This window comes from Metabacillus lacus (assembly GCF_009674805.1).
GTDB lineage: Bacteria > Bacillota > Bacilli > Bacillales > Bacillaceae > Metabacillus_C > Metabacillus_C lacus.
On record NZ_WKKI01000004.1, the window covers coordinates 30,271 to 55,500 of the forward strand.

Genomic DNA, 25,230 nt, shown 5'->3' on the forward strand with positions numbered 1-25,230 from the left:
TTTATGACTGACTAGCAAGTGACCAGTTTCTTATCAATATCTTGACCTATTTCCCTTGGTTTCATGTTGCCTTATTTTGTAAAACAGGCTGCCGGCAGATTAATATTCGTCTTCTCTGAATCCGAAATCCCTAAGCTGGCCGCTTTTGTTTCTCCAGTCTTTTTGCACTTTTACCCACAGCTCCAGGAAAACCTTTGAACCAAGCAGCGCCTCAATATCTGCTCTTGCTTTTTGGCCCACTTCCTTCAGCAATTTTCCTTGTTTGCCAATTACAATTCCCTTTTGAGAATCACGCTCAACAATAATCGTGGCACCTACATAAATGGCACCGTTGTTTTCCCTTTTCTTTATCTGATCAATGACAACAGCAATGGAATGGGGAATTTCTTCTCGCGTCATGTGAAGAACCTTTTCACGAATTAGCTCTGAGATAATAAAGCGTTCCGGATGATCTGTGACCTGGTCTGCAGGATAATATTGCGGACCTTCCGGAAGATATTCATGTATCTGCCTAAGAAGGGTATCAACATTATTGCCCTGCAACGCTGAGATGGGAACAATCTCTTTAAATGGATAGAGCGCTTTGTACTGCTCAATTAAAGGAAACAGTTCATCAGGGTGTATCTGATCTATTTTATTAATAACCAGGAAAACTGGTGTATTGGTATTTTTTAATTTCTCAATAATAAATTCATCGCCTCTGCCGTAGCCTTCATCAGCATTAATCATAAACATGATAATGTCTACTTCTTTCAGTGTGTTTTGGGCCACTTTCATCATGAAGTCCCCAAGCTTATGCTTTGGCTTATGAATTCCGGGTGTGTCTATAAATATAATCTGCGAATCGTCTGTTGTATAAACTCCCTGAATTTTATTCCTGGTCGTTTGCGGCTTATCACTCATAATCGCGATTTTCTGACCGATTACCCGATTTAAAAATGTTGATTTTCCTACATTGGGTCTCCCAATGATAGAGATAAAGCCAGATTTATATTCTGTATTGTTATTCATGTAAATCCTCCGCTGAAAATGCCCCTGGCAAAAGTTCCTCCACTGATAGTTCCTCTACATCCCCGTTGAGATTTGTCAAAAAGATTTTCATGTCTTTAGGGCAAAGTTCGGAAATTACCTGCCTGCATGCTCCGCATGGCGGAACAGGTCTGCTAGTGTCTGCAACTACTGCCATTGCAGTGAAATTCTTCTCCCCTTCAGAATATGCCTTAAAAAGGGCAGTTCTTTCTGCGCAGTTGCACATGCTGTACGCAGCATTTTCTATATTGCAGCCTCTGTAGACTGTACCGTCTTTTGTCAGCAGTGCCGCTCCAACCTGAAACTTTGAATAAGGCACATATGCTGCCTCTCTTGCTGTTTTAGCTTCTTGTATGAGTTTTTCAATGTTCAATATTGGCTCTTCCTTTCTGCGTATCACCGCAGTTACTATTCATTTTACCTTATTTTTCATTTTTTTCCATCCGCCATCTTCAATTGTTATGAAATTGTTACATGAAAAAGGCGAGTATCCTGGGCAGAAATATAATCAGTCCGACGACGACAGACAGAATACTGTATACCAGAACAGCTGAAGCAGAAACATCCTTTGCCGCTTTTGCTAATGGGTGGTAGTTTTCGGTTACAAGATCAACAACCCTTTCAACTGCAGTATTGATAAGTTCCAAGCTCAGCATTCCGCCTATCAACATTAAAATGACGATCCATTCCCAGGCAGACACTCTGAGAATAAGCCCAGCTGAAATGACGACAGCTGAAAACATAAGATGGATTCGGAAATTTTGTTCATGTTTCACTGCTTCCCTTATACCCTGGCCGGCATACCTAAAACTTTTGAGCAGTTTTTTCAGACTAAAGGGTCTCTGATCTTTTAAGTCCGAATTCATCTAGGATTTCCTTTTGTTTGCTAAACATTTTCTTTTCATCCTCTTCATTTTCATGATCATAACCAAGGAGATGCAGAAACCCATGAACTGCTAGGAAGCCCAGTTCCCTTAGGAAGGAGTGGCCGTAGTCCTCCGCCTGCTCCTGAGCCCTTTTCACAGAAATCAGGATATCTCCCAGTACAGGAGGCATATCAGCTCCTACTATTTGCAGTTCTCCCTCACCCATTTCCTCCATTGCAAAAGAAATGACGTCAGTCGGCTGATCTTTATCCCTGTACTGCAGGTTAATTTCATGAATGCGTTCGTTTGTGACAAACGTAAGAGACAGTTCCGCCTCTTCAGCCACACCTTCATATAAAGCTGCAAATTGAAGAAGCTCGCTGATTTTATCCAGTTCTTCCGCTGAGAGGCTGGCAGTCTCATCTGTCATATCCAATATCAACTTGTTTATCATGCCTGCTTCACCTTCTGTTTAGTTAGTTCGGGATATTCAATTCTCGAGTGGAAAATCCCTTTTAGTGTTTCACAAAATGTTTGTGCTGCTATGTCCAGCTCTTTTAAAGTCAGATCACATTCATCGAGCTGCCCATCCTGAAGCTTATCAGAAATAATTCCTTTCACAAGCTTTTCAATTTTTTCAGGAGTAGGATTGTTTAATGACCTGACTGCGGCCTCCACGCTGTCCGCAATTGAAATAATGGCAATTTCCTTTGTTTGCGGCTTTGGCCCCGGATATCGGAATTCTTCCTCAAAAACCTGGTCGCTCTTTTCCGTTGCTTTGTGGTAGAAAAACTTTAAGAGTGAGGTCCCATGGTGCTGTTCCGCAATATCAATAATTTCCTTAGGCATTTTATGTTTTTTCAGCATGTCCACTCCATCAGAAACGTGTGCAAAAATAATATTTCTGCTCAGCTGAGGTGACAGTTTGTTATGCGGATTTTCAATATTCATTTGATTTTCTATAAAATATCTGGGCCGCTTTGTTTTGCCAATATCATGATAGTAAGCTCCCACTCTCGCAAGCAGGCCGTTGGCACCTATCGCTTCACATGCTGAATCAGAAAGATTTGCCACCATAACACTGTGATGATAGGAGCCGGGAGTTTCGGTCAGAATCTTTCTCAGCAAAGGATGATTCGGATTGGAAAGCTCAATGAGCCTCATGGTTGACAGAATACCAAAGCCGGTTTCAAAGAATGGCAGGATTCCGATTGTCAGTACGGATGAGACAATTCCCGATACTGCTGCCATGCCGATGTAAAAGCCTATTTCCATATTAGAATAGCTGCCATTCCTCATTAAGAGGAGTGCAAAAATGGTGATTATATTAATCATCGCAATAAATAATCCTGTCTGCAGGATTCTTGTTCTCATATTATGCTCCCTCAAAAACAAGACTCCTGCCAGGCAGCCCGCTAAATAGTATATACCTATTGTAAAATTAAAGGTACCTGTAACACCTTCATTAAATATAATACTTCCGCACACAGCAAAAATCATGCTTGTAATAATAGAGATTCTTTCGTTGAGCAAGAGCTTTATAATCATCGGCCCCATTGCTGCGGGAGCAATCAAGCCTACATAGCTGATATCCATCTGCTGAAACAGGCTGAGGATTTTCAGCATGGCAATCGTAAGACTGAAAATTAATGCATAAATCAAAAGAGCATGATTTCTCTTTTGTGAAGGCCTGTCCCGTCTCTCGAAATAGAAGATAACGACAGAGAGAATCAGCAGAACAAACATAGTAAGCCCGGTAAATGGTTTGTAGGATTCCGTGTTGTTTAACAGACCCACCAGTTCCAGCTTTCTATAAACCTCCCTGCTGATCAGCTCATTTTCTTCCACTAAAATCTGCCCCTGTTTAATTTGTACTTCCTGTACGCTGTCAGCAGCCTGCTGTCTCTTTTCATCTGTGCCCTGGGGATCAAAGACGTAGTTTGGTATGACAGCAAATACACCTATCTCGGCGGAAGAAGCCAAAACTTCGGACCTGATAGGAGTATATTGAAGCTCTTCTCTTACCTCTTCTTTTGCACTGGAAAGTTCTTCAACGGGAATTTCCTTTCCCATTACATTATTAACGGTTGTGACAACGGCGTCGCGGGCAAGAGCAAGCTCCTGAGGCGTGGCATTGAGCAAGGGAATAAAAACCTCTTTGGACAACTTCTCATTAATATCCGTTGTCAGCTTTTCACTGAGATTTTGATAGCGTTCGTCGACAGAAATGACCACCTGCCCTCCCTGCGTTTCTCCTGAGGCCGGCCCTTGATCCTCTTTTTGTTTTTCATCAGCTTCCCGGTTCACCTCTGTAATGCTGTCAAAAATACTGGAAGCCAAATCCACCCTGTTATCCGAGTAGTCCCTGCGCAGGGTATACTGATCTTCAACAGTGTCATACGCTTCCTGTTTCCTTCTTTCTGTTGCTTCCTTATCCTCAACTGTTACAGGTGCATAAATTGTTGTATCTGACACAGAAAACAGCTCAGCATCAAGTTTCTCAGGCTTAACACTATCAAACAGCGCGAGAAACAGGAGAATGCCCAGCAAAGCATAAAGACTGATATTCAGGAATCGAAAAGTATTTAGTTTTTTGATAAACTTCGGCAACTTGGTTTTAAATTCGGATTTTCTCTTTGTTTTCATTCCAGTCCACTCCTGCCCTTTTCTACTAAAGGAAGCGTTGCCAAATCTTACGGCAAGCTAAAAAAGTGACCCGAATTCGGGCACTCGGGTCACTCTTACTCATACTTATCATAAGCCTGGATGATTTTTGCTACAAGCGGATGCCTTACTACGTCAGACTGTTCAAGCTCTATTATAACTGGACCTTGTACATTTTTAAGAATATCTCTCGCCGCAGCAAGTCCTGATTTCACGCCTCTTGGAAGATCCACCTGGGTAATATCTCCGGTAATAACCATTTTAGAGCCAAACCCAAGCCTCGTTAAAAACATTTTCATTTGTGCAGGTGTAGTATTTTGCGCTTCATCCAGAATGACAAAAGCGTCATCAAGGGTTCTTCCCCTCATATAAGCGAGCGGAGCAATTTCTATTGTTCCCCGTTCAATCAGCCTTTCTGTCTGGTCCATGCCAAGAACATCATGAAGAGCATCGTATAAAGGACGAAGATAAGGATCCACCTTTTCTTTCAAGTCACCCGGCAGAAAGCCCAGGCTTTCTCCTGCTTCCACAGCAGGCCTCGTCAGGATAATCCTTTTGATTTGATTATTTTTCAGTGCCGTAACAGCCATGACAACTGCCAGATAGGTTTTTCCCGTTCCGGCTGCTCCAATCCCCAAAACAAGATCAGATTGTTTAATAGCCGACACATACTTTCTTTGCCCAAGTGTTTTTACACGAATGGATTTACCTTTGGCACTTTTAGTGATTTCCTCCAGATACAGGCTTTCAAAATGATCTAATTTGTGATCTTTAGCCATTTGAAGAGCATATACAACATCACGTTCGCTGATTGTGATTCCTTTGCGTATGATGGATAGGAGTGAGGACAATACATTTTCAACTACCTCAATATTTCCGCTTTCGCCTGAGACATAAACCGCTTCTCCCCTTGTGATGATAGAAACATTTAATTCCTCTTCCATCAATTTAAGGTGATTATCGTTATTGCCGAATAAGGCGATTGCCTCTTGAGGATTTTCTAATTGCTGATCAATCGATATTAAATCTTCTGGCATTATTTAATCTCCCTGAACTATTGGTGTAGTTTGAACAATATTCTCATTCACTTGATACAGTACTACTAGTTTAACTTTACCATTCTCCACCGATTGGTGCAAAACTTTTTCACCAATGATCTCCGCGCCATCGCCAATTTTCTGAAGAATCTGAGCTTTTCCAGTTTGTATTCCTGCCAGGGCGGCTTCGTTATTCGAGTATTTCCTCTGTACGGTTTCTCGTTCGCGGTAAACTCTGCTTTTGAAAGAAACAGGAAGCTCCCATTTTAGAAACCTGAAGGGACGAACCTCCTCTTCAAGTTCAAATTGGCCTGGCAGCTCCTGTCTATAGCCCCAAAACTTAAGATCCCTCGCAGCTGCAGACAAATAATACATAGTTATATCATTCCCAGAAAACACTTGAAAAGTCGTTGAAAGAGGAACAAAGATAGTGGATTTATACCATGTTTCTCCCATAATTTCCGCTTTAGCTGGTATCAGCTTTCCGGCTCCTTCATTTCCAATTAGTCCTGAAACAAGAACCTGCCCCTTTTGAACAGTATCATGAATGTTGACAAGCGGTTTTCCTTCTTCCACAAACATCCTGGTAATCACCGCTTTCTTTTTAGCGACAATATTGCGGGGCCCCAAGGGTTTTTCCTGCTGAGGCTGATTCTTTTCAACTACTTTCAGATGATAAGTTGTCCCTCTTAACTCTACACCTACCCAGGTGATCTGCCCGATTCTGTCAGTCAGTTGTTTTTGGATCTCGTCCGGATTTTTCACAAGAAACTGCAGCTTCCCCGGCTTAATATCCATTGCTTTTAATTCTTTTTGAATGCGATGTTCTGTCTCTGGAACTGCACCCTCTATTTTAATTCCCCAGACCATGTTTGACAGCAGAAAAATCAAACATAGAAATGCCGCAAAACCGATGGCGAATCCGCTGTTTCGGCCGGTTTTCTTTAACAGAAACGGAAACCCTTTCCGCTGTTGAAATCTGCATGTGCATTCATGCCCTCTGATAATCCTCCTGAAGGCATGTACATCTTTTAGCTTAATAAAAAAAGACACTGTGTCATCTCCATGTCTTTTCACACTCCATACAGAAATGCTGTTCCTTAAGGAGTCGTTGAGAAGCCTTTCAATTCCTATCCCTGAAACATGAACCGAAACAGACCCGAAAAAAAAGTTTGTCCACTGATTTTTCATGGTAATCCCCCTATTTAAAGTGCTTACTGCTCTATGTAAAGCACCGCTTCTATTTTTCCTTCAAGCAATATTTCTTCCGGAAGAATGGTTTTGATTACAAAACCTTCTCCTTTTATCAACAGCTGCCCCTGCTTTAATAAAAGCCGAAGCTCCTGATCAGTGAAGGTCAGCAGCCCCCGGTGATTTTCTATATAAATATGGATTTGGCCTACCATTGTAATTCTTGGTAAATCCATCATGACATCAGGAGGGATTTCCATCGTTTTTGTAACCCAATTCAACATTTGGCTGCGCCATTTTTTTGCCATAAAAAAGAAACCCCCTTTCATCTCATATGTATGAGACAAAAGGGGGTTCTAATACTGTTATTTTTTAATTATCTAATGCGTCTGCCCAAGGTGGAATGAGGCTTTCTGGAACGCGGCGAGCCAAGAATCTCACTCCAGATAATGCCGTCAACTGCATTCTTGCCGTTGATGGCAGCCCTTCTCTTCCGCTGTTCCTTCTGAACAACTTCTGCCTTTTGCACTCTCATCCTTTCGGAGGAGCCTTGATATCTGTCAGATGATTGTCTTTTTACATTTTCATATCTCTTTTTTGCATCTTCCTGAACCTGGGATATGGTCTGTTCTGCCCTCTGACGGATGTCCCTTTCTACGGTAGATGTCCTGTCTCTTTGCGCAGCAGACTGTTCAGCACGCTGCGGCTGTCTTGGCTGCTGTGCCGGTCCCTGCCTTGGCTGCTGCTGCCTTGGCTGCTGTGTCGGCCCCTGCTGAGGTCTTTGCTGCTGCCTTGGCTGCTGAGCCGGCCCCTGGCCGGTTCTCCGCTGCTCCTGTCGGGATCCTCTGGTAAAAACAGAAGAAATAACCCAGATCAGAAAAGCAATTAATAATGGATTCTGTAATAGAATATCCAGCAATATGCTCCCTCCTTTTTTCGAGAGCTTCTAAGTTCTATTTATTTTCTTCATCGTCCTGAGTCAGTTTGCCGATTGAATCACGCATGTCTGTATCAGCAGTGATGTTCTGGATGTTCATATAATCCATCACGCCGATGTTTCCGGAACGCAGAGCTTCAGCCATTGCAAGAGGAACCGTCGCCTCAGCTTCCACAACCTTCGCACGCATTTCTTCTACGCGGGCACGCATTTCTTGTTCTTGCGCCACAGCCATAGCACGTCTTTCTTCAGCTTTTGCCTGTGCAATGTTTTTATCTGCTTCGGCTTGGTCTGTCTGAAGAATAGCACCAATGTTTTTCCCGATATCAACGTCCGCAATATCGATCGAGAGGATTTCAAATGCTGTCCCTGAATCAAGGCCTTTGTTCAAGACTGTTTGAGAGATCAAATCAGGATTTTCAAGCACTTTTTTATGATTATTAGACGAACCGATTGTACTTACGATCCCTTCGCCGACACGAGCAATAATTGTGTCTTCTCCGGCACCCCCGACTAATCGGTCGATGTTTGCACGGACTGTAATCCGGGCTTTTGCTTTTACTTCAATTCCATCCATCGCAACACCGGCGATAAACGGCGTTTCAATTACTTTCGGGTTAACGCTCATTTGAACGGCTTCCAGCACGTCACGGCCTGCTAGGTCGATGGCTGCACAGCGTTCAAAGCTGAGTTCAATATTCGCGCGCTCCGCTGCAATAAGAGCGTTAACAACACGGTCAACATTACCACCCGCAAGATAATGACTCTCAAGCTGGTTAGTTGTAACATCCAAACCTGCTTTATGAGCCTTAATGAGCGGGTTAATAACTCTGCTTGGCGTTACGCGGCGGAGCCTCATTCCGACAAGGGTGAAAATACTTACTTTGACACCGGCAGCTAGTGCGGATATCCACAGCGCTACTGGTACAAAGGTAAAGATGATGCCAAGAAAAATGACACCCAGCGCGATCAAGCCTAAAATCAAAACTGATGACGGATCCATAGTGTACCTCCTGAATTATGTTTGTTGTATGATTTCTCTCACAATAATGCGAGAGCCTTCAACCTTAACGATTTTCAATTCCTGCCCTTTCAGTATATAGCCGCCTTCTGTCACTACATCCAGTCTTTCATCATCAATGAGAGCTGTTCCGGAAGGTCTGAGAGTCGTAAGTGCAACTCCTGATTTCCCCATTAACTCTGAACGCGTTTTGCTGGAAATATAGCCGCTTTTAGTGTCTGTCCTGTCCCTGAGGACGATACGTTTAAAGAATTTCATTCTTTTTCCAAACACCTTTACTAGTAGAATTGATGCTGCTGCTGCCACTGCGGCAGCGATCAGCAGGGAGATGCCCATATGCAGGATATTTCCCGATGCAAAAAATAAACTGGCAATTACAGCCGCAAACCCAAAGGCACCAAGTATGCCTCCTGCTATGAAGAATTCACCAATGATGAGCAGTATGCCTATTCCAAACAAAATAAGTGATTCCATTCCTGCCAGGCCTGCCACAAGATGGCCGTAGAAAAATAAAAACAGAGAAGCTGCTCCCATAAAGCCTGCAACCCCAAACCCTGGTGAATAGAGTTCAACCACAAGACCAATGCTTCCTATGGAAAGCAGGATCGGCACTACAACCGGATGAGTAATAAATCTGGCAATTTGTTCTGCAAAGCTTACTTCCATTGAATTGATCTCAGCGTCTGCAAGATTCAGCTGACTCAAAAGCTCTTCCAATGTTGAGGCTTCACCTTCGGCATACCCAATTTCAAGCGCCTGATCAGAAGTCAGTGTCAGAAGGCTGCCTTCCCCTGCTCCCAATTCCGGCAGATCTATATTGGGATCAGCCATGGCCAATGCGTATTGCGGGTCTCTGCCATGTCTCTCAGCAGAATCTTTCATCTCAGCCAGCCAAAGTGAGTTTGCTTTCTGGTCAGCTGCATTTCCTTCTAAATCCACCACAGCAGCAGTTCCCATCTTCGCCCCGGGCACCATATAAATTTCATCTGCATTTAAAGCAAGGTAGGCACCTGCCGACAATGCTCTTCTGTTAATAAATGCAACTGTTGAAATCTCGGTTGAGTTCATGGCATCTGCAATTTCCATTGCAGCATCGACAGCACCGCCGGGCGTATTTATATTAAAAATAATGTGGCTCGATTGTGCTTCCTCCGCCTGCTGAATGGACCGCTGTATGAATTGGGACAATCCCTTTTCTACGGTTTCCTCAATAGGGATAACTGTTACGTTATTTTGAGGCTGTGCTTTCGAGCTCTGCTGAACTCCTAATAAGCATAAGCTAAAACCCATAAGTATGACAAGCAAAAAGAGGTTTCTACTTCGCCACAAGCTATTTTCCCCCTTTCAAATTAACCACATACATCTTATACGGATGAGAATAGGTTTAGGTTTCATAAAAAAGCAAATTGTTATGTACACATTCACAAATTTAAAACACCTTGCCTGAGGCAAGGTGTCATGGATAATTTATGATAGTTGTTGTGCAACAAGCCTGTTTACCAGACTGCCGTCCGCTTTTCCTTTAACCTTAGGCATAATTGCGTTCATAACTTTGCCTATGTCCGACTTTGAAGAAGCACCTGTTTCAGAGATTGTTTCAGAAACAATGCTGGAAAGCTCTTCCTCTGTCAGCTGCTGCGGCATATAATGGCTAAGAATTTCAAGCTCGGCCTGTACATTTTCAACTAAATCTAAACGATCAGCATTTTTAAATTCCTGGAGGGAGTCTTTTCGTTGTTTTACTTCTCGAGAAAGCACAGTAAGTTCTTCTGTATCGGACAGCTCGCTTCTGCCAAGCTTAATCGCCTCATTTTGCAATGCGGCTTTCGTCATCCGGATCACAGTAAGCTTATCCTTCTCTCTGTTTCTCATCGCTTGTTTCATATCATGATTTAGGCGCTCAAGAAGACTCATACACTACACCCTCTTTTAGAATTTACGTTTTCTAGCAGCTTCAGACTTCTTCTTACGCTTTACGCTAGGCTTTTCGTAGAATTCGCGCTTTCTAGCTTCTTGAATTGTGCCGGATTTAGACACAGTACGTTTAAAGCGTCGAAGAGCATCTTCAAGCGATTCGTTTTTACGAACAACTGTTTTTGACATTCTATTTCCCTCCCTCCAAATAAAACCGATCAACACGTATCATTTTTAATGACATGCTTTTAAACATGTACTTTGCAATTATAATATAATGGTACTTTCAGGTCAACCGAAACAGCAAGGAATAGTCTATTATCATTATGTTTTAATGTTCTCAATTATGCCTTTTGCTGCTTTTCTTCCCTATTTGACAAGGTTTATCCCAATCATCCTTTTGGAGAACCCCCAATTTAATAATCTGAGGTCGATGCTCCGCCCTGGACTATGCTGACTCCAGCACTTGCGCCGATTCGGGTTGCACCCGCTGAAATCATTTGCTCTGCACCAGCTCTGTCTCTTACACCGCCGGACGCTTTTACTCCAATATCCGGGCCGACTGTTTTTCTCATCAATGTAATATCCTCAACTGTTGCCCCTCCTGTAGAAAAGCCAGTTGATGTTTTAACATAATCTGCTCCAGCCTTTACTGCAAGCTCACATGCTCTGACTTTTTCTTCGTCGGTTAAAAGAGATGCCTCAATTATTACCTTCGTCAGAGCCTGTCCTGCAGCAGCATCGACCACTGCTCTTATGTCGCGTTCAACAAGTTCGTCATCGCCTTCCTTCAGAGCGCCGATGTTAATCACCATATCAACTTCACCCGCACCTTTAGAAATAGCATCTTTTGTTTCAAACGCTTTTGTTTCAGGCGTATTAGCGCCTAAAGGAAACCCAATTACCGTACAGACCTTAACTTCGCTTCCCTGAAGCCTTTGTGCCGCAAGTTCAACCCATGCCGGATTGACACAAACGGATGCAAAACCATACTCTCTTGCTTCTGAACATAGTGTTTCAATTTGTTCTTTTTTTGTATCCGCTTTTAAAGCCGTATGATCAATTGTTTTAGCTATGTTTTCAAACATATGTAAGCCCCTTTTCATTTAAGTGGTCCGACCTCTTACATCTTACCATCTTTTATTTTAATTGAGTAGTACAAAATTATTATGCACTTAATCTTAAAAAACGGGACATTTTCTTTAGGAAATTACATGAGGAAAAGAAGCTAAATTGTGAGTGAAACAGTAAGAGAAATGTCCTTCATAGGGGCGATGAAGGACAAGTGTGAGTGGAACAGCAAGAGATTCTGCAAATAAACAGTATCTATGCCAGAGGTGTTTTTTTCTTGTCCAGTTAGAATAGAAAGCATTGGGCGATTGCGAGCTACAGCCAGGTTTTGCCTGCCAAGTGGTGTACAAATCGTAAATACCTTGCCCAATAGCGGCCTTTCAAACTAAAAAACTGCAGACAAGCTCATTTTATTGAGTTTGCCTGCAGTTTGAGATCCTGCCATATATAATTTCTTTTTATGAAGTTAACGGAATGCGCACAGGCTCTTCGTCCAGCACTCTAAGGAACTGTCCTTCACTGTATGGATAACCTGCTTTTGTCAGTTTGACCCTTACAATTTTTCCAACCATATCCTCTGTGGCAGGAAAAACGACTTTCAGATAATTATCTGAGTAGCCTTCATACAGCCCTTGTCCCTGAGCATCTTTGAAGAGCTCCTCAGGAATCACTTCCAGAACCTGCCCTTCATAATCAGAAGCATATTCTTTCGCAAGCTGATCTGAAAGCTGTATCAGACGGTGTACACGGTTGTTTTTCATTTCTTCATCCACCTGATCTTCCATTCTGGCTGCAGGCGTACCTGTCCTCTTAGAATAGGGAAAGACGTGAAGCTCAGAAAAACGATGTTTTTTAATAAAATTGTAGGTTTCCATAAATTCTTCTTCTGTTTCACCAGGAAAACCTACAATGACATCAGAAGTAACTGCGAGGCCGGGAAGTGCTTCTTTCAGCCGTTCCAGACGCTCCGCAAAAAACTCCATCGTATATTTTCTTCTCATGCGCTTCAGGACAGTATTGGAAGCAGACTGAATCGGAATATGAAGATGCCTGACAATTTTGTCGGAAGAGTTCAGCACTGATATTACCTCATCAGTAATTTGGCTTGCTTCGATTGAAGAAATGCGGATCCGCTTTAATCCTTTTACTTTTTCATCAAGCTCACGCAGCAGCATGGCAAAGTTATAATCTTTCATGTCTTCGCCGTAACCGCCGGTATGAATGCCGGTTAAGACAATTTCCTTATATCCGGAATCCACAAGCTGCTGTGCTTGTGCGATGACTTCTTTGGGATCTCTGGAACGCATCAGCCCTCTTGCCCACGGTATAATACAAAACGTGCAGAAGTTATTGCACCCTTCCTGTATTTTCAGGGATGCTCTGGTGCGGTCGGTAAATGCAGGAACATCAAGTTCTTCATATACACGTGCTTTCATGATATTGCCTACTCCGTTGATTGGCTGTCTTTCTTCACGGAATTGACTGATATAGCCCAGCAGGTTTTTTCTATCCTGTGTTCCTACAACAATGTCAACACCTGGTATTGCCATGATTTCTGCAGGAGAGGTTTGTGCATAGCATCCTGTAACACAAATGACGCCGTCAGGGTTCTTCCTTACAGCTCGTCTGATCACCTGTCTGCTTTTTTTATCTCCTGTGTTTGTGACTGTGCATGTATTAATTACATAAACATCAGCAGTGCTTTCAAATTCACCGCGATCATATCCGGCCTCTTTAAATAACTGCCAGATCGCCTCAGTTTCATAGTGGTTCACTTTACATCCTAATGTATGAAATGCAACTGTCGGCATATATTTTCACCTCGATAGTTCAAAATAGTATGAAATGGCTGAAAGTGCGTACAATGAAGCAGTTTCTGTTCTAAGAATTCTTGGGCCGAAACTGCATAGCTCAAAATTGTTCTCAGTTAACTGAGATATTTCCTTTTCTGAAAAACCGCCCTCAGGTCCAATTGCTATCAGCAAAGACTCCTCAGGATTCAGGCTTTCTAATATTCTTGAAAAGTTCTTCTTTTCCCCTTGCTTCGCGGATTCTTCATATGCCACAATCCGCTTATGGAAGCCTTCAGAAAGCTTCATCAGCTCTTGAAATGTCATGGGTTCCATTATTTCCGGAATTTTGTTCCGATAAGACTGTTCAGCTGCTTCTTTGGCAATTTTCTTCCATCGTTCAACCTTTTTGGCTGCTTTCTTCTGATCCAGCTTAACAACTGAACGGGCAGCATTAAAAGGGACAAACATATGAGCGCCGAGCTCTGTTCCTTTTTGGATGATATATTCAAGCTTATCCCCTTTAGGCAGCCCATTCGCTACAGCAATTCTGACAGGCAGCTCCCTGCTGATTTCAGTCCATTGTATAACACGGCACTTGACGCTGTCATTGGTTATTTCAGCTATTTCACAAAGAGCCTGCTCTCCTCCGCTAACAACGCAGACAAGCTGGTCACTTTCCTTCATCCGCATCACACGGGAGATATGATGTACATCTTCTCCCGTAATCTGCAGAGTGTTCTCTATGTTTTCTTTTGAATCAGAAATAAAATAACGCTGCATGTTTGAACACCTACTTATTTTTTTCTGGCAGCAAAAGCAACCCAGTCTTCCATAACCACCGTTTCCATTACAACAAAGCCGGAGGATTCAAGTTTTTCTTTAACCTCCTGCTTTTTATTGCTGATGATTCCTGAAGTAATAAAGGTGCCGCCTTCTACTAACAGTTCATAAGCATCGTCCGTAAACTTCACGATAATTTCAGCAAGAATATTTGCGACAATTACTTCCGCCTTCCCCTGAATACCTTGGAGGAGATTATTCTGTGCCACTTCAACTGGGGGATATACTTTATTCAGCTTCGCATTGAGCCTGGCACTTTCAACAGCAACAGGATCAAGGTCCAGTGCTCTGACCTCAGCTGCTCCAAGGAGGGCTGAAGCAATACTGAGCACACCGGAGCCGGTTCCAACGTCAATGACCTTGTCACCTTTTTTTACTATTCTTTCAAGAGCCTGAATACAAAGAACCGTTGTTGGATGCGTGCCCGTACCAAAAGCCATTCCGGGGTCAAGCTCTATAATCAGTTCATCAGTGCTGACCGGCTCATACGTTTCCCAGGTTGGAACAATCGTAAAGCGCTCGGAAATCTTAACAGGATGATAGTATTTTTTCCAGGCAGTTGCCCACTCTTCCTCATTAATCTCACTGATCGTAATATGATTTTTACCAAGGTCAATATCATGCTCCACAAGGCTTGCTACCGCATCTTTTATTCCGTCAACTGTTTCACCAAGAAAACTGTTGACCGGAAGATATGCTTTGACAATTACGCCTTCTGAAGGGTAATCGCCGGGATTGAGTTGGTAGATTTCTCCGTAGACACTTTCTCTCTCTTTAATCAAATCAAATTGATCTTCAATAACAACGCCGCTCGCTCCAGCTTCATGCAAAATATTCGAAATAGGTTCAACTGCTTCTTGTGTAGTATGAATACTCAATTCAGACCATTTCATTCTACCAACTCCAATCCTTATTCTCCTTTAAAAGCTTTCCTGACTTTATCAAAAAAGCTCTCTTCATGCTCATCAGGCCTGTTGCCTGTTATGTCGGCGAACTCTCTCAGCAGTTCTTTCTGCTTCTGAGTCAGATTGGTCGGCGTGATTACCCTTACGATAATATGCTGATCACCCTGCCCATAGCCCCGTACATTTGAGACACCTTTGCCTCTTAAGCGGAATTTCGTGCCGGTTTGGGTTCCTGCAGGCACTTTAAGCTTGACTTTCCCATGCAAGGTTGGCACTTCAATCTCGTCTCCAAGTGCTGCCTGAGCAAACGTAAGCGGCATCTCACAGTAAATATCGTCTCCGTCACGCTCAAAGAAGTCATGCTCTTTTACATGAAACACGACGTACAGATCACCAGCCGGACCTCCGTTTATTCCGGGTTCTCCTTGTCCGGACACCCGAAGCTGCTGGCCGTCATCCACGCCTGCCGGAATGGAAACTTTAATTTTTTTCCGCTTTGTCACCTTGCCGCTGCCGCTGCAAGTTCCGCACTTTTGCTGTATTTCTTTTCCGGTGCCGCTGCAATAGTGGCATACACGCCTGTTGACGATCCTGCCAAATGGAGTGTTCTGCTCTACATTCAGCTGGCCGGAACCGCCGCAATGTGAGCAGGTGTTAACCTTCGTGCCGGGTTTCGCGCCTGTCCCGCGGCAAGTATCACATGTTTCCTCACGCGGAATTTCAATCGTTGTTTCTTTTCCAAATACGGCTTCTTCAAAGTTCAAACTCATCGTGTACTGCAGGTCAGCTCCTTGACGCGGTGCATTAGGGTCGCGCCTTCTGCCTCCGCCGCCGCCGAAAATGGAACTGAAGATATCATCAAATCCAAAGCCGCCAAAATCGCCGGCGCCTCCGCCAAAGCCCTGATTTGGATCTACATGGCCAAACTGGTCATATTGAGCCCGCTTTTGATCATCATTCAGCACTTCATACGCTTCTTTGATTTCTTTGAATTTATCCGCTGCATCAGGTTCTTTATTAATGTCTGGATGATATTGTTTGGAAAGCTTTCTATATGCTTTTTTTAGTTCTTCCTTAGAGGCGCTCTTACTCACACCAAGGACTTCATAGTAATCACGCTTGCTCATTAACTCTCACTCCCGAATTATCACATAAATTAAATTGTATCATTCTGAAACAACGTAAAGCAACTACTAATTGGACTCTCCGGTCAGCATGAATATTCTGCCGATTTTGCCAGGCTGGGCAGGTGAACCATAGGCTGCTTTTTTCTAACGTGCCAGCCATCTTAACTGACAGGTTTCTTCACATATAAAAAGCCAAAGCCAAGAATTGCCTGACTTTGACTTTTTATGCTACCCATCCGGAAAAAGGAATTATTTCTTCTGATCATCCACTTCTTCAAATTCAGCGTCCACAACATTGTCATCAGGAGATCCCTGTGATTCTGCTTCTCCGCCCTGCTGAGCCTGAGCCTGTTTCGCAGCTTCTTCATAAAGCTTCACGGAAAGCTGCTGAACAATTTCCTGTAAAGCATCTTTCTTTGTTTTGATTTCTTCAAGGTTATTGTTTTCAATAGCCTGCTTCAGTTCGTCTTTTGCCTCATTTGCTTTTGCAACTTCTGCTTCATCTACCTTGCCTTCAAGATCTTTCAGTGTTTTTTCAGTAGTGAATACCAATTGATCCGCTTCGTTGCGAAGTTCCACTTCTTCTCTGCGCTGCTTATCGGCATCGGCGTTCTCTTCCGCTTCTTTCACCATACGATCAATTTCATCGTCTGACAGGCCGGTAGAAGACTTGATTGTGATTGCCTGCTCTTTGTTTGTTCCAAGATCTTTCGCACGGACATTTACGATACCGTTTTTATCAATGTCAAAAGTTACTTCAATTTGCGGCACACCTCGTGGAGCCGGTGGAATATCTGATAATTGGAAACGGCCGAGCGTTTTGTTGTCTGCAGACATCTGGCGCTCACCTTGAAGCACATGAATATCTACCGCAGTCTGGCTGTCTGCTGCTGTAGAGAATACCTGTGACTTGCTGGTAGGAATTGTTGTGTTGCGGTCAATCAGCTTAGTGAATACGCCGCCCATTGTTTCAATTCCCAAAGAAAGAGGAGTTACGTCCAGAAGAACAACATCCTTCACATCTCCTGTAATTACTCCGCCCTGAATAGCAGCACCAAGAGCAACTACTTCATCAGGATTTACACCTTTATGCGGCTCTTTTCCAAGTTCTTTCTTGATTGCTTCCTGTACAGCTGGAATACGCGTAGATCCCCCAACAAGAATGACACGGTCAAGTTCGCTGCTGGACAAGCCTGCATCCTGAAGAGACTGGCGGACAGGGCCCATTGTTCTTTCAACAAGGTCAGAGGAAAGCTCCTCAAATTTAGCGCGTGACAATGTTAACTCCATATGAAGCGGACCAGCGTCACCAGCTGTGATAAACGGCAGTGAAATCTGAGTTGACGTTACGCCTGACAGATCTTTTTTAGCCTTCTCTGCTGCGTCCTTAAGACGCTGAAGAGCCATTTTATCTTTTGAAAGATCTATTCCGTTTTCCTTTTTGAACTCAGAAACCAGATGGTCGATGATCACCTGATCAAAGTCATCTCCACCAAGGCGGTTGTCACCGGCAGTAGAGCGAACTTCAAAAACGCCATCGCCAAGCTCAAGAATGGAAACATCGAATGTTCCGCCGCCAAGATCATATACTAAAATGGTTTGGTCTTCATCCTGTTTTTCAAGGCCGTATGCAAGTGCAGCAGCAGTCGGTTCATTGATAATACGCTCTACTTCCAGTCCTGCGATGCGGCCGGCATCCTTTGTAGCCTGGCGTTCTGCATCATTAAAATATGCAGGTACTGTAATAACGGCTTTTGTTACAGTTTCTCCAAGATACTCTTCTGCGTAAGACTTTAAATTTTGCAGGATGATTGCTGACACTTCCTGAGGAGTAAATTCTTTTCCTTCAGCCTCAACTTTGTAGTCTGTACCCATATGACGCTTGATGGAAATAATCGTATTAGGGTTGGTGATCGCCTGGCGCTTTGCCACTTCACCTACCTGGCGCTCTCCATTTTTAAATGCAACAACAGATGGAGTTGTTCTGTTTCCTTCAGGATTTGGGATTACTTTTGGTTCTCCGCCTTCGAGAACCGCGATACATGAGTTTGTAGTACCTAAGTCGATACCGATAATTTTGCTCATAGCAGTTTTCCTCCTCTTATTATGTATTACTGAATGTATTACTGATTCACTTTTACCATTGCAGGACGGATTACTCTGTCCTTTAGCTTATATCCTTTTTGCAGTTCTTCTAAAACCGTATTGGGTTCATAGCTGCTGTCTTCAACCTGCATAACTGCCTGGTGCAGATGCGGATCAAACGGCTGATGAAGTGCTTCGATTTTCTCAACACCCTCGCTTTGCAAGGCCTGGATAAGCTGGCGGTACACCATCTCCATTCCTTGAAGAAGAGATTTGCTGGATTCGTCAGCAGCCTCAATTTGCAATGCTCTCTCAAAGTTATCAAGAGCTGGAAGTATTTCACTAATTAAGCTCTGCGCTCTGTATTTATGAGCAGCTTCCTGATCAAGCTTGACCCGGCGGCGGTAATTTTCATAATCTGCCTGCAGTCGAAGCAGACGGTTTTCCGACTCTTCCGCTTTTGCCTCAAGCTCTTCTATTTTTGATGCCTCATTTGCCTCAGAAGTTTCTTCAACAGCGGATTCTTCAGGAATGCCGCCTGCTTCCTCAGCAGCTGGTGAAGCTGTTTCTTCAAAGATTTCTTCAACATTTTCTGTACGTTTTTCTTCTGCCACTGTTTTTCACCTCCCTTAAAGATTGCACGCTTACACGTGAAAAGCGGACAGGATCCCCGATCCCGTCCCGTATTCAATATTGCCATTGCCATCAATCATGATACAGGCTGGTAAGAGCCTTTGACAAGTCTGACGCAACATATTGAAGCAGGCTGACCACTCTGGAATATTCCATTCGAGTCGGCCCAAGCACTGCTATTCTGCCGAGCGGATTGTTATCAATGGAATAGGCTGCAACAATTAAACTGCAGTGATCCATTACTTCCAGCTTATTTTCTTTGCCAATTTGAATGGACAGAGCTGACTTGTTGCTTTTTAACAGGCGGTAAAAAGTGTTTTCTTCCTCTATCATGGTCATCAGCTGTTTCACTTTTTCAATGTCATGAAATTCAGGCTGATTGAGCATATTTGTCTTTCCGCCGAAAAAAATCTTTTCATCATTTCCTTCAAATTCTGCCGGAAGTGTTTCTGCAAGTGCCCTTAAAATAAAATCATAGTTTTGAATATGCACTTTCAGGAGGCTTGCGACTTCTTTAAACATTTTGTCCCGAAGATCTGTCAGAGGAACTCCGATCAGCCTCTCGTTTAGGATATTTACCATAGTTTCAATGTCGGCAGGGTCTACAGAAGCCGGAAAAGTAATTGTCTTATTTTCCACGTGCCCTGTGTTGGTGACAATAATAGCTACAGCTGCATGGTCGTTAATGGGAACAATCTGCAATTTTTTAATGCGGTTTTCTGTAACCTTCGGACCTAAAACAATCGACGTATAATTTGTTAAATCTGACACAATTTGCGCTGACTTTTGAACAGTTTTTTCAAGCTCAAATATTTTTTCTGCAAAGATCGATTGAATTTTATATATGTCGGCTGAGTGTAGCTTCTGCGGTGCAAGCAGATGATCAACATAATATCTGTAGCCCTTCTCTGAAGGAACTCTGCCCGAGGAGCTGTGGGTTTTCTCAATAAATCCCAATTCCTCCAGATCGGACATTTCATTCCTGATGGTAGCAGAGCTGAAATTGATTGAATCTTTTTTGGAAATGGTTCTTGAACCTACGGGAGTAGCCGATTGTATAAAATCATCAATAATCACTTGCAGAATTAACAATTGTCGTTCTGTAAGCAACTATCATCACCCCTGTTAGCACTCTCTTTGTATGAGTGCTAATTCTAATTTACAAATTATCAAAATGGCGTTTACTTGTCAACGGAAAGACTCTGCAGCGCCTGTGTTTTTTCCAAGAAAGCATGAAGGGACTCCGGCAGGCTGCCGAAGCTCTCCCTCCAGTCAGGCTCTCACTACTCTGCTGCTCCTAAAAATGAACTGAAAACTTCGTTGCCGAGAAGCCTGCCCCTTCTTGTCAGCGCGAGCATATCTCCTGATTTAACGAGAAGACCTTTGTGGATTCCTTCTTCAATCTGATCTTGAAAAACCCTGTTCAGCTCTATACCGAACTTTGAGGAAAAATGACTTTCTGAAACACCATCGGACATTCTCAGACCTAAAAACAGTTCTTCTTCCATTGCTTCCGATTTTGGAACTTCATGGGAGGAAACATAAGGAAGGCCCTGCTCTCCTACAGCATTCATGTATTTTTTTAATGGCCCGAAATTTGCATTTCTATATCCATCCACATAGCTGTGCGCTCCTGCGCCGAAACCAAAATACTGCTCATTCTTCCAGTAGGTGATATTATGTCTGCTTTCGAAGCCGGGAAGACTGTAGTTGCTGATCTCGTATTGATGATAGCCCATGCTTTCCATTCTATCCATAGCCGTTTCATACATAACCGCTTCATCTTCCTGTGGTGGAAGAGGGAGCTTTCCTTTCCGGGATAAATTATAAAAAACTGTTTTAGGTTCAATGATAAGTGAATAGGCAGAAAAGTGGGCAACATCCAGTTTCAGTGCAATATCAAGATCTCTTTCGAAGTCAGCTGCAGATTGTCCCGGAAGGCCGTACATTAAATCCAGGCTGATGTTTTCAAATCCTGCTTTACCGGCCAGCTCCAGTGACCGGAACACATCTTCTGCCTGATGTGCTCGTCCAATTGCAGACAGCAGACTGTTGTTAAAGCTCTGCACTCCAAAGCTCAGCCTGTTGATGCCAAAGGATTTCAGCAGCTGAAACTTTTCCAGCGGCAGATCACCAGGATTTGCTTCGATTGAGTATTCAATTCTGCCGGTATCAGGTTGAAGTACCTCAGCAATGCTGGTTAAGAGCTTTTGGAGCTGCTGGCTGGATAATGCTGTCGGAGTTCCTCCGCCAATAAATATGGTTTGCAGATTTTTATGGTCGTGCCTGCTGACGGCGTTTTCCATCTCTTTTCTCAGCATGTCCAGGTATTGATCCACAGGCTGATTTTTTAAAAAGACTTTATTAAAGTCACAATAATGACAAATATGCTGACAAAACGGTATATGAATATAAGCTGACTTAATCAATTTGCTTCATCCTTTTTAATCAAGAAGCCGCAGTAATCTACTGCGGCGGCATTGTATTTCTGATTTATGGTACAGGCTTTTGAAAAGAAAGGAAAGTTATTTGCTGTCATCCATGCGCAGCACGGCCATGAAGGCTTCCTGCGGAACTTCAACAGAACCTACTTGCTTCATTCTCTTCTTACCCTCTTTTTGTTTTTCCAGAAGCTTTCTCTTACGTGATATATCTCCGCCGTAACACTTGGCGAGAACGTTTTTGCGAATCGCCTTTATGGTCGACCGGGCTACTATTTTTTGTCCGATTGCTGCTTGCACAGGCACCTCGAACTGCTGACGGGGAATAAGCTCCTTCAGCTTTTCAACAATGATTTTTCCGCGGTCATAGGCAGAATCGCGATGGACGATGAATGAAAGGGCATCAACAGTTTCCGCATTTAGAAGAATATCCATTTTTACAAGCTTGGACTCTTTGTAGCCGATCAGCTCATAATCAAATGATGCGTATCCTTTTGTATTTGATTTCAGCTGATCAAAGAAATCATAAACAATCTCAGAGAGCGGAATTTCATACACAATGCTTACCCTGTTTTCATCAAGATACTGCATATCAATAAAGTTGCCCCGTTTAATCTGACAAAGTTCCATAACAGGTCCAACATAATCATTTGGAACCATGATGGTTGCTTTAACATAAGGCTCTTCGATTCTTTCAATTGTCTGCGGATCAGGCATATTCGACGGATTATCTACACTGAGACTGGATCCGTCTGTCAGGCGGACTTCATAAATTACACTTGGTGCTGTTGTAATCAGGTCAATCTTAAATTCCCGCTCAATCCGTTCCTGAATAATCTCCATATGAAGCAGACCGAGGAAGCCGCAGCGAAAACCAAAGCCAAGCGCCTGGGATGTTTCCGGTTCATATTGAAGGGCTGAATCGTTCAGTTCCAATTTTTCCAGTGCATCTCGAAGGTCGTTATACTTGGCTGTATCAATCGGATATAAGCCGCAGAACACCATCGGGTTGAGTTTCCGGTAGCCCGGGAGCGGTTCTGTTGCTCCATTTTTTGCGTTTGTAATGGTATCGCCTACTCTTGTGTCACCAACATTTTTAATAGCTGCCGTTAAAAAGCCGACATCTCCGACGGTCAGTTCCTTCCTTGGTGTTGACTTGGGAGTAAACACACCTATCTCTGTCACTTCAAACTCTTTGCCGGTTGCCATCATTTTAATTTTCTGTCCTAATTTTACGGACCCCTCTACCACCCGGATATAAGCGACTACGCCTCTATAGGCATCGTACAGAGAATCAAAAATAAGAGCTTTCAGAGGTGCATCAGGATCTCCCTGCGGAGCAGGCACTTTTTCTACTACCTGTTCAAGAATGTCTTCAATGCCAATTCCGGCTTTTGCTGACGCAAGAACAGCTTCTGAAGCGTCAAGCCCGATCACATCTTCAATCTCCTGGCGCACTCTTTCAGGATCCGCGCTCGGCAGATCAATCTTATTAATAACCGGAACGATTTCAAGATCATTATCAAGCGCAAGGTACACGTTGGCCAGTGTTTGCGCTTCAATTCCTTGAGCTGCATCCACTACAAGGACAGCTCCTTCGCATGCTGCAAGGCTTCTTGAAACCTCATAGGTGAAATCAACATGGCCAGGAGTATCTATTAAATGAAAAATATACTCTTCTCCATCTTTCGCAATATACTTGAGCTGAACAGCATTCAACTTGATAGTAATGCCGCGCTCCCTCTCGAGATCCATGGAATCCAGAAGCTGTTCTTTCATCTCACGCTGTGTGATGGCTGAAGTTTTTTCAAGAATTCTGTCAGCCAGCGTAGATTTGCCATGGTCTATATGGGCAATAATCGAGAAATTTCTTATTCTCGACTGCCTGTTTAATTTTTCGTCTCTGTTCATTATCGTATCACTCCTACTGAACTACCCAATACACTAGCTTTGATTATATCAATTGACATTATAAGATTCAATTGAAATTAGCTCCTAAATAAGAAAACCCGCCAACCGGCGAGCTTGAAAGCGGTGCACATCCATACATGCACAGTTACAAAAGGGACTGGCAGCAAAAGGAGCAAAAAGGGCCCTACCCCTTATCAAACATTTTGCCGACAGCTTCTCCAGCTGAATTCAGCAATGCTCTCGTCCCTTTTTCAATCATGCCTGCCGCCTGTTTTCCCATTTGGGAAAACAAATTAAATGCAGTCAGCTCTTCCAGCTTCTTTTGCTTGTCAGAAAGCTGTTCCTCCGTGACCACAGTGCCGAGAATAGAGGCTTTCACTTCTCCTTCCGATCCTTGATAAAGTGTGGCGGCACCTGTTAATTCAGGATCTTGGTATCCTTTCATCTTATGCATTCCCATGTTAGCGTACTGCATCCCTGCAATCACCCCTAACAGCAAAAGGCTAAAAAGAAGAAAGCACTTCAACATAAATCTACCCATTTTGCATCCCTCTCTATTTTTTCTCAGCTTCCGGCTCTGCATTTACTTTTTCCGCATCCCAGTAATATTGGCTGATTACTTCTGCTATAGCAGCCGAAGTATTTTTAAGTTCTTCCAGATTATTGTCTACTCCCCCCACTTCAAGCAGCATGGCGGAGGCAGATAAATCCTGGTTGAAGATACCGTTTGTCCCTGCACCCTTTTTCTTAATTACGCCCCTGCTCAGGCCGGGGAATTTTTTTTCAAATAAATTATGAAGTTCCTTGGCAAGAATTTCATTTTTCTCTGAATGAGGATTATCTCCGCCTACCACAAACGCAATTTTTGCATAGTTTTTATTTTGAAGAGAAATCGTTGTATTTTTCTTTCTCAGTACATCACGGTGAATATCGATGAGATATTGCATATCCTTGTTGGCAGCCATAGCTGTCTCAACAACCTGCCTTGAGGCTGTATAGGATTTTGAATATTTCCAGCCTGCCTTTTTAAGCTGATCCTGCACATTTGTCTTATCAACTGAAGCTCCTACCCCTCTGCTTTCAAGTTCTTTTCCCAGCATATCTCCGACAAGCGTGACATTTACTTTTGAATGAAAAGCCTGAGAAGGTTTTGAAGCATCCTTTAAGAGCGGCAGATAGGACTCTGTAGTATGTGTGTGATAAATATAAACAACCTTTCTGTCCCCGGTTGTCAGGACCGATGGATCAGATTTGCTCCCCTGTGCAATTTTGTCTATTGCTTCCAGACTTTCTATGGAAGCTTCTCTTTCATTGGCAAGCACCTCCGTCGGCGGAGCTGATTCCATCGGGACATTTGTATAGTTTGTTCCCTCACCGGCTACAAGAATTTCACTATCAAATATGCTGAATCCGGGCAGTTCCCTTCCCAGAAGACTCCTGGGGTCGTCAGGATTAATGCTTGTGGCTACTTTAAATAACAGCCCTGATATACTTGGAGGAGCAATTTCTCCCTTAGCTGCCCCGGTGAAATACCGATTTTCCATACCCAGGATATGTACATATACCTCTCCTGCAAGGTGATCTGATAGTGTATGAAACGAGTCAGAAGAAATCCTGTATTCCGGTTTTAAAGAGGTAAGAATCCCTGATAAGAGGAATGTCATGACTAGACCCACAAACAGCAGCATACACACCTTAAACAAACTTGTCCCATTCACAGATACAACCATCCTGCCAAGAGGCCTGATTTTCTTCAATAGAGTTC

25 protein-coding genes are annotated in these 25,230 nt (G+C 43.3%); all 25 read right to left on the reverse strand.

Annotation, left to right across the window (positions count from 1 at the left end):
- Positions 1 to 99: 99 nt before the first annotated feature.
- On the reverse strand, positions 100 to 1,011 hold the full coding sequence (era, locus tag GJU40_RS03890; protein ID WP_154306444.1) for a GTPase Era: 912 nt from the start codon (positions 1,009 to 1,011) through the stop codon (positions 100 to 102).
- On the reverse strand, positions 1,004 to 1,402 hold the full coding sequence (locus GJU40_RS03895; RefSeq protein WP_154306445.1) for a cytidine deaminase: 399 nt from the start codon (positions 1,400 to 1,402) through the stop codon (positions 1,004 to 1,006). The genes era and GJU40_RS03895 overlap by 8 nt, the downstream gene beginning before the upstream one ends.
- A 97-nt stretch (positions 1,403 to 1,499) precedes the next feature.
- On the reverse strand, positions 1,500 to 1,895 hold the full coding sequence (locus tag GJU40_RS03900; protein ID WP_154306446.1) for a diacylglycerol kinase family protein: 396 nt from the start codon (positions 1,893 to 1,895) through the stop codon (positions 1,500 to 1,502).
- Positions 1,861 to 2,349: an rRNA maturation RNase YbeY gene (gene ybeY / locus GJU40_RS03905; RefSeq protein WP_212029789.1), complete on the reverse strand. Its 489-nt coding sequence runs from the start codon at positions 2,347 to 2,349 to the stop codon at positions 1,861 to 1,863. The genes GJU40_RS03900 and ybeY overlap by 35 nt, the downstream gene beginning before the upstream one ends.
- Positions 2,346 to 4,541, reverse strand: a complete 2,196-nt coding sequence (locus tag GJU40_RS03910) for an HD family phosphohydrolase (protein WP_154306447.1) — start codon at positions 4,539 to 4,541, stop codon at positions 2,346 to 2,348. Before GJU40_RS03910 ends, ybeY begins: the two co-directional genes overlap by 4 nt.
- 95 nt (positions 4,542 to 4,636) lie before the next feature.
- A complete protein-coding gene (locus GJU40_RS03915; RefSeq protein ID WP_154306448.1) occupies positions 4,637 to 5,596 on the reverse strand; it encodes a PhoH family protein in 960 nt (319 codons plus the stop codon).
- Positions 5,597 to 5,599: 3 nt separating this feature from the next.
- Positions 5,600 to 6,787, reverse strand: coding sequence for a sporulation protein YqfD (gene yqfD / locus GJU40_RS03920; RefSeq protein WP_154306449.1), 1,188 nt, complete (start codon positions 6,785 to 6,787; stop codon positions 5,600 to 5,602).
- Positions 6,788 to 6,810: 23 nt separating this feature from the next.
- Entirely contained in the window at positions 6,811 to 7,095 is a 285-nt protein-coding gene (yqfC, locus tag GJU40_RS03925; RefSeq protein WP_154306450.1) for a sporulation protein YqfC, read from the reverse strand.
- A 68-nt stretch (positions 7,096 to 7,163) separates the two neighbouring features.
- Positions 7,164 to 7,706: a hypothetical protein gene (locus tag GJU40_RS03930; RefSeq protein ID WP_154306451.1), complete on the reverse strand. Its 543-nt coding sequence runs from the start codon at positions 7,704 to 7,706 to the stop codon at positions 7,164 to 7,166.
- A gap of 34 nt (positions 7,707 to 7,740) precedes the next feature.
- Entirely contained in the window at positions 7,741 to 8,727 is a 987-nt protein-coding gene (floA, locus tag GJU40_RS03935) for a flotillin-like protein FloA (protein WP_154306452.1), read from the reverse strand.
- Between the two features lie 15 nt (positions 8,728 to 8,742).
- On the reverse strand, positions 8,743 to 10,035 hold the full coding sequence (locus tag GJU40_RS03940) for an NfeD family protein (RefSeq protein ID WP_154306453.1): 1,293 nt from the start codon (positions 10,033 to 10,035) through the stop codon (positions 8,743 to 8,745).
- Between the two features lie 177 nt (positions 10,036 to 10,212).
- Positions 10,213 to 10,659 carry a GatB/YqeY domain-containing protein gene (locus tag GJU40_RS03945; RefSeq protein ID WP_154306454.1) on the reverse strand — a complete coding sequence of 149 codons (447 nt, stop codon included), beginning with the start codon at positions 10,657 to 10,659 and terminating at the stop codon, positions 10,213 to 10,215.
- Between the two features lie 15 nt (positions 10,660 to 10,674).
- The gene (rpsU, locus tag GJU40_RS03950; RefSeq protein ID WP_015595024.1) at positions 10,675 to 10,848 is read right to left on the reverse strand and encodes a 30S ribosomal protein S21; all 174 of its coding nucleotides are present in this window, start codon (positions 10,846 to 10,848) and stop codon (positions 10,675 to 10,677) included.
- A 227-nt stretch (positions 10,849 to 11,075) separates the two neighbouring features.
- Positions 11,076 to 11,747 (reverse strand): deoxyribose-phosphate aldolase, encoded by a 672-nt coding sequence (gene deoC, locus GJU40_RS03955; RefSeq protein WP_154306455.1) that lies wholly within the window; start codon positions 11,745 to 11,747, stop codon positions 11,076 to 11,078.
- Between the two features lie 441 nt (positions 11,748 to 12,188).
- Entirely contained in the window at positions 12,189 to 13,541 is a 1,353-nt protein-coding gene (gene mtaB, locus GJU40_RS03960) for a tRNA (N(6)-L-threonylcarbamoyladenosine(37)-C(2))-methylthiotransferase MtaB (RefSeq protein ID WP_154306456.1), read from the reverse strand.
- 6 nt (positions 13,542 to 13,547) lie between these two features.
- Positions 13,548 to 14,303 (reverse strand): 16S rRNA (uracil(1498)-N(3))-methyltransferase, encoded by a 756-nt coding sequence (locus tag GJU40_RS03965; RefSeq protein ID WP_154306457.1) that lies wholly within the window; start codon positions 14,301 to 14,303, stop codon positions 13,548 to 13,550.
- A 14-nt stretch (positions 14,304 to 14,317) separates the two neighbouring features.
- The gene (gene prmA, locus GJU40_RS03970; protein WP_154306458.1) at positions 14,318 to 15,256 is read right to left on the reverse strand and encodes a 50S ribosomal protein L11 methyltransferase; all 939 of its coding nucleotides are present in this window, start codon (positions 15,254 to 15,256) and stop codon (positions 14,318 to 14,320) included.
- 17 nt (positions 15,257 to 15,273) lie between these two features.
- Positions 15,274 to 16,395: a molecular chaperone DnaJ gene (gene dnaJ / locus GJU40_RS03975; protein ID WP_154306459.1), complete on the reverse strand. Its 1,122-nt coding sequence runs from the start codon at positions 16,393 to 16,395 to the stop codon at positions 15,274 to 15,276.
- A 249-nt stretch (positions 16,396 to 16,644) separates the two neighbouring features.
- Positions 16,645 to 18,480: a molecular chaperone DnaK gene (dnaK, locus tag GJU40_RS03980; protein WP_154306460.1), complete on the reverse strand. Its 1,836-nt coding sequence runs from the start codon at positions 18,478 to 18,480 to the stop codon at positions 16,645 to 16,647.
- A gap of 38 nt (positions 18,481 to 18,518) precedes the next feature.
- Positions 18,519 to 19,094, reverse strand: a complete 576-nt coding sequence (grpE, locus tag GJU40_RS03985) for a nucleotide exchange factor GrpE (RefSeq protein ID WP_343031378.1) — start codon at positions 19,092 to 19,094, stop codon at positions 18,519 to 18,521.
- Between the two features lie 91 nt (positions 19,095 to 19,185).
- Complete coding sequence (gene hrcA / locus GJU40_RS03990; protein ID WP_154306461.1) at positions 19,186 to 20,223, reverse strand: heat-inducible transcriptional repressor HrcA; 1,038 nt, start codon at positions 20,221 to 20,223, stop codon at positions 19,186 to 19,188.
- A 173-nt stretch (positions 20,224 to 20,396) separates the two neighbouring features.
- Complete coding sequence (hemW, locus tag GJU40_RS03995; protein ID WP_343031395.1) at positions 20,397 to 21,539, reverse strand: radical SAM family heme chaperone HemW; 1,143 nt, start codon at positions 21,537 to 21,539, stop codon at positions 20,397 to 20,399.
- A 99-nt stretch (positions 21,540 to 21,638) separates the two neighbouring features.
- Positions 21,639 to 23,465, reverse strand: coding sequence for a translation elongation factor 4 (lepA, locus tag GJU40_RS04000; protein ID WP_154306463.1), 1,827 nt, complete (start codon positions 23,463 to 23,465; stop codon positions 21,639 to 21,641).
- Positions 23,466 to 23,649: 184 nt separating this feature from the next.
- Positions 23,650 to 24,048 (reverse strand): DUF3679 domain-containing protein, encoded by a 399-nt coding sequence (locus GJU40_RS04005; protein WP_154306464.1) that lies wholly within the window; start codon positions 24,046 to 24,048, stop codon positions 23,650 to 23,652.
- Positions 24,020 to 25,222, reverse strand: coding sequence for a stage II sporulation protein P (gene spoIIP, locus GJU40_RS04010; RefSeq protein ID WP_281350658.1), 1,203 nt, complete (start codon positions 25,220 to 25,222; stop codon positions 24,020 to 24,022). Before spoIIP ends, GJU40_RS04005 begins: the two co-directional genes overlap by 29 nt.
- Positions 25,223 to 25,230: the final 8 nt, after the last annotated feature.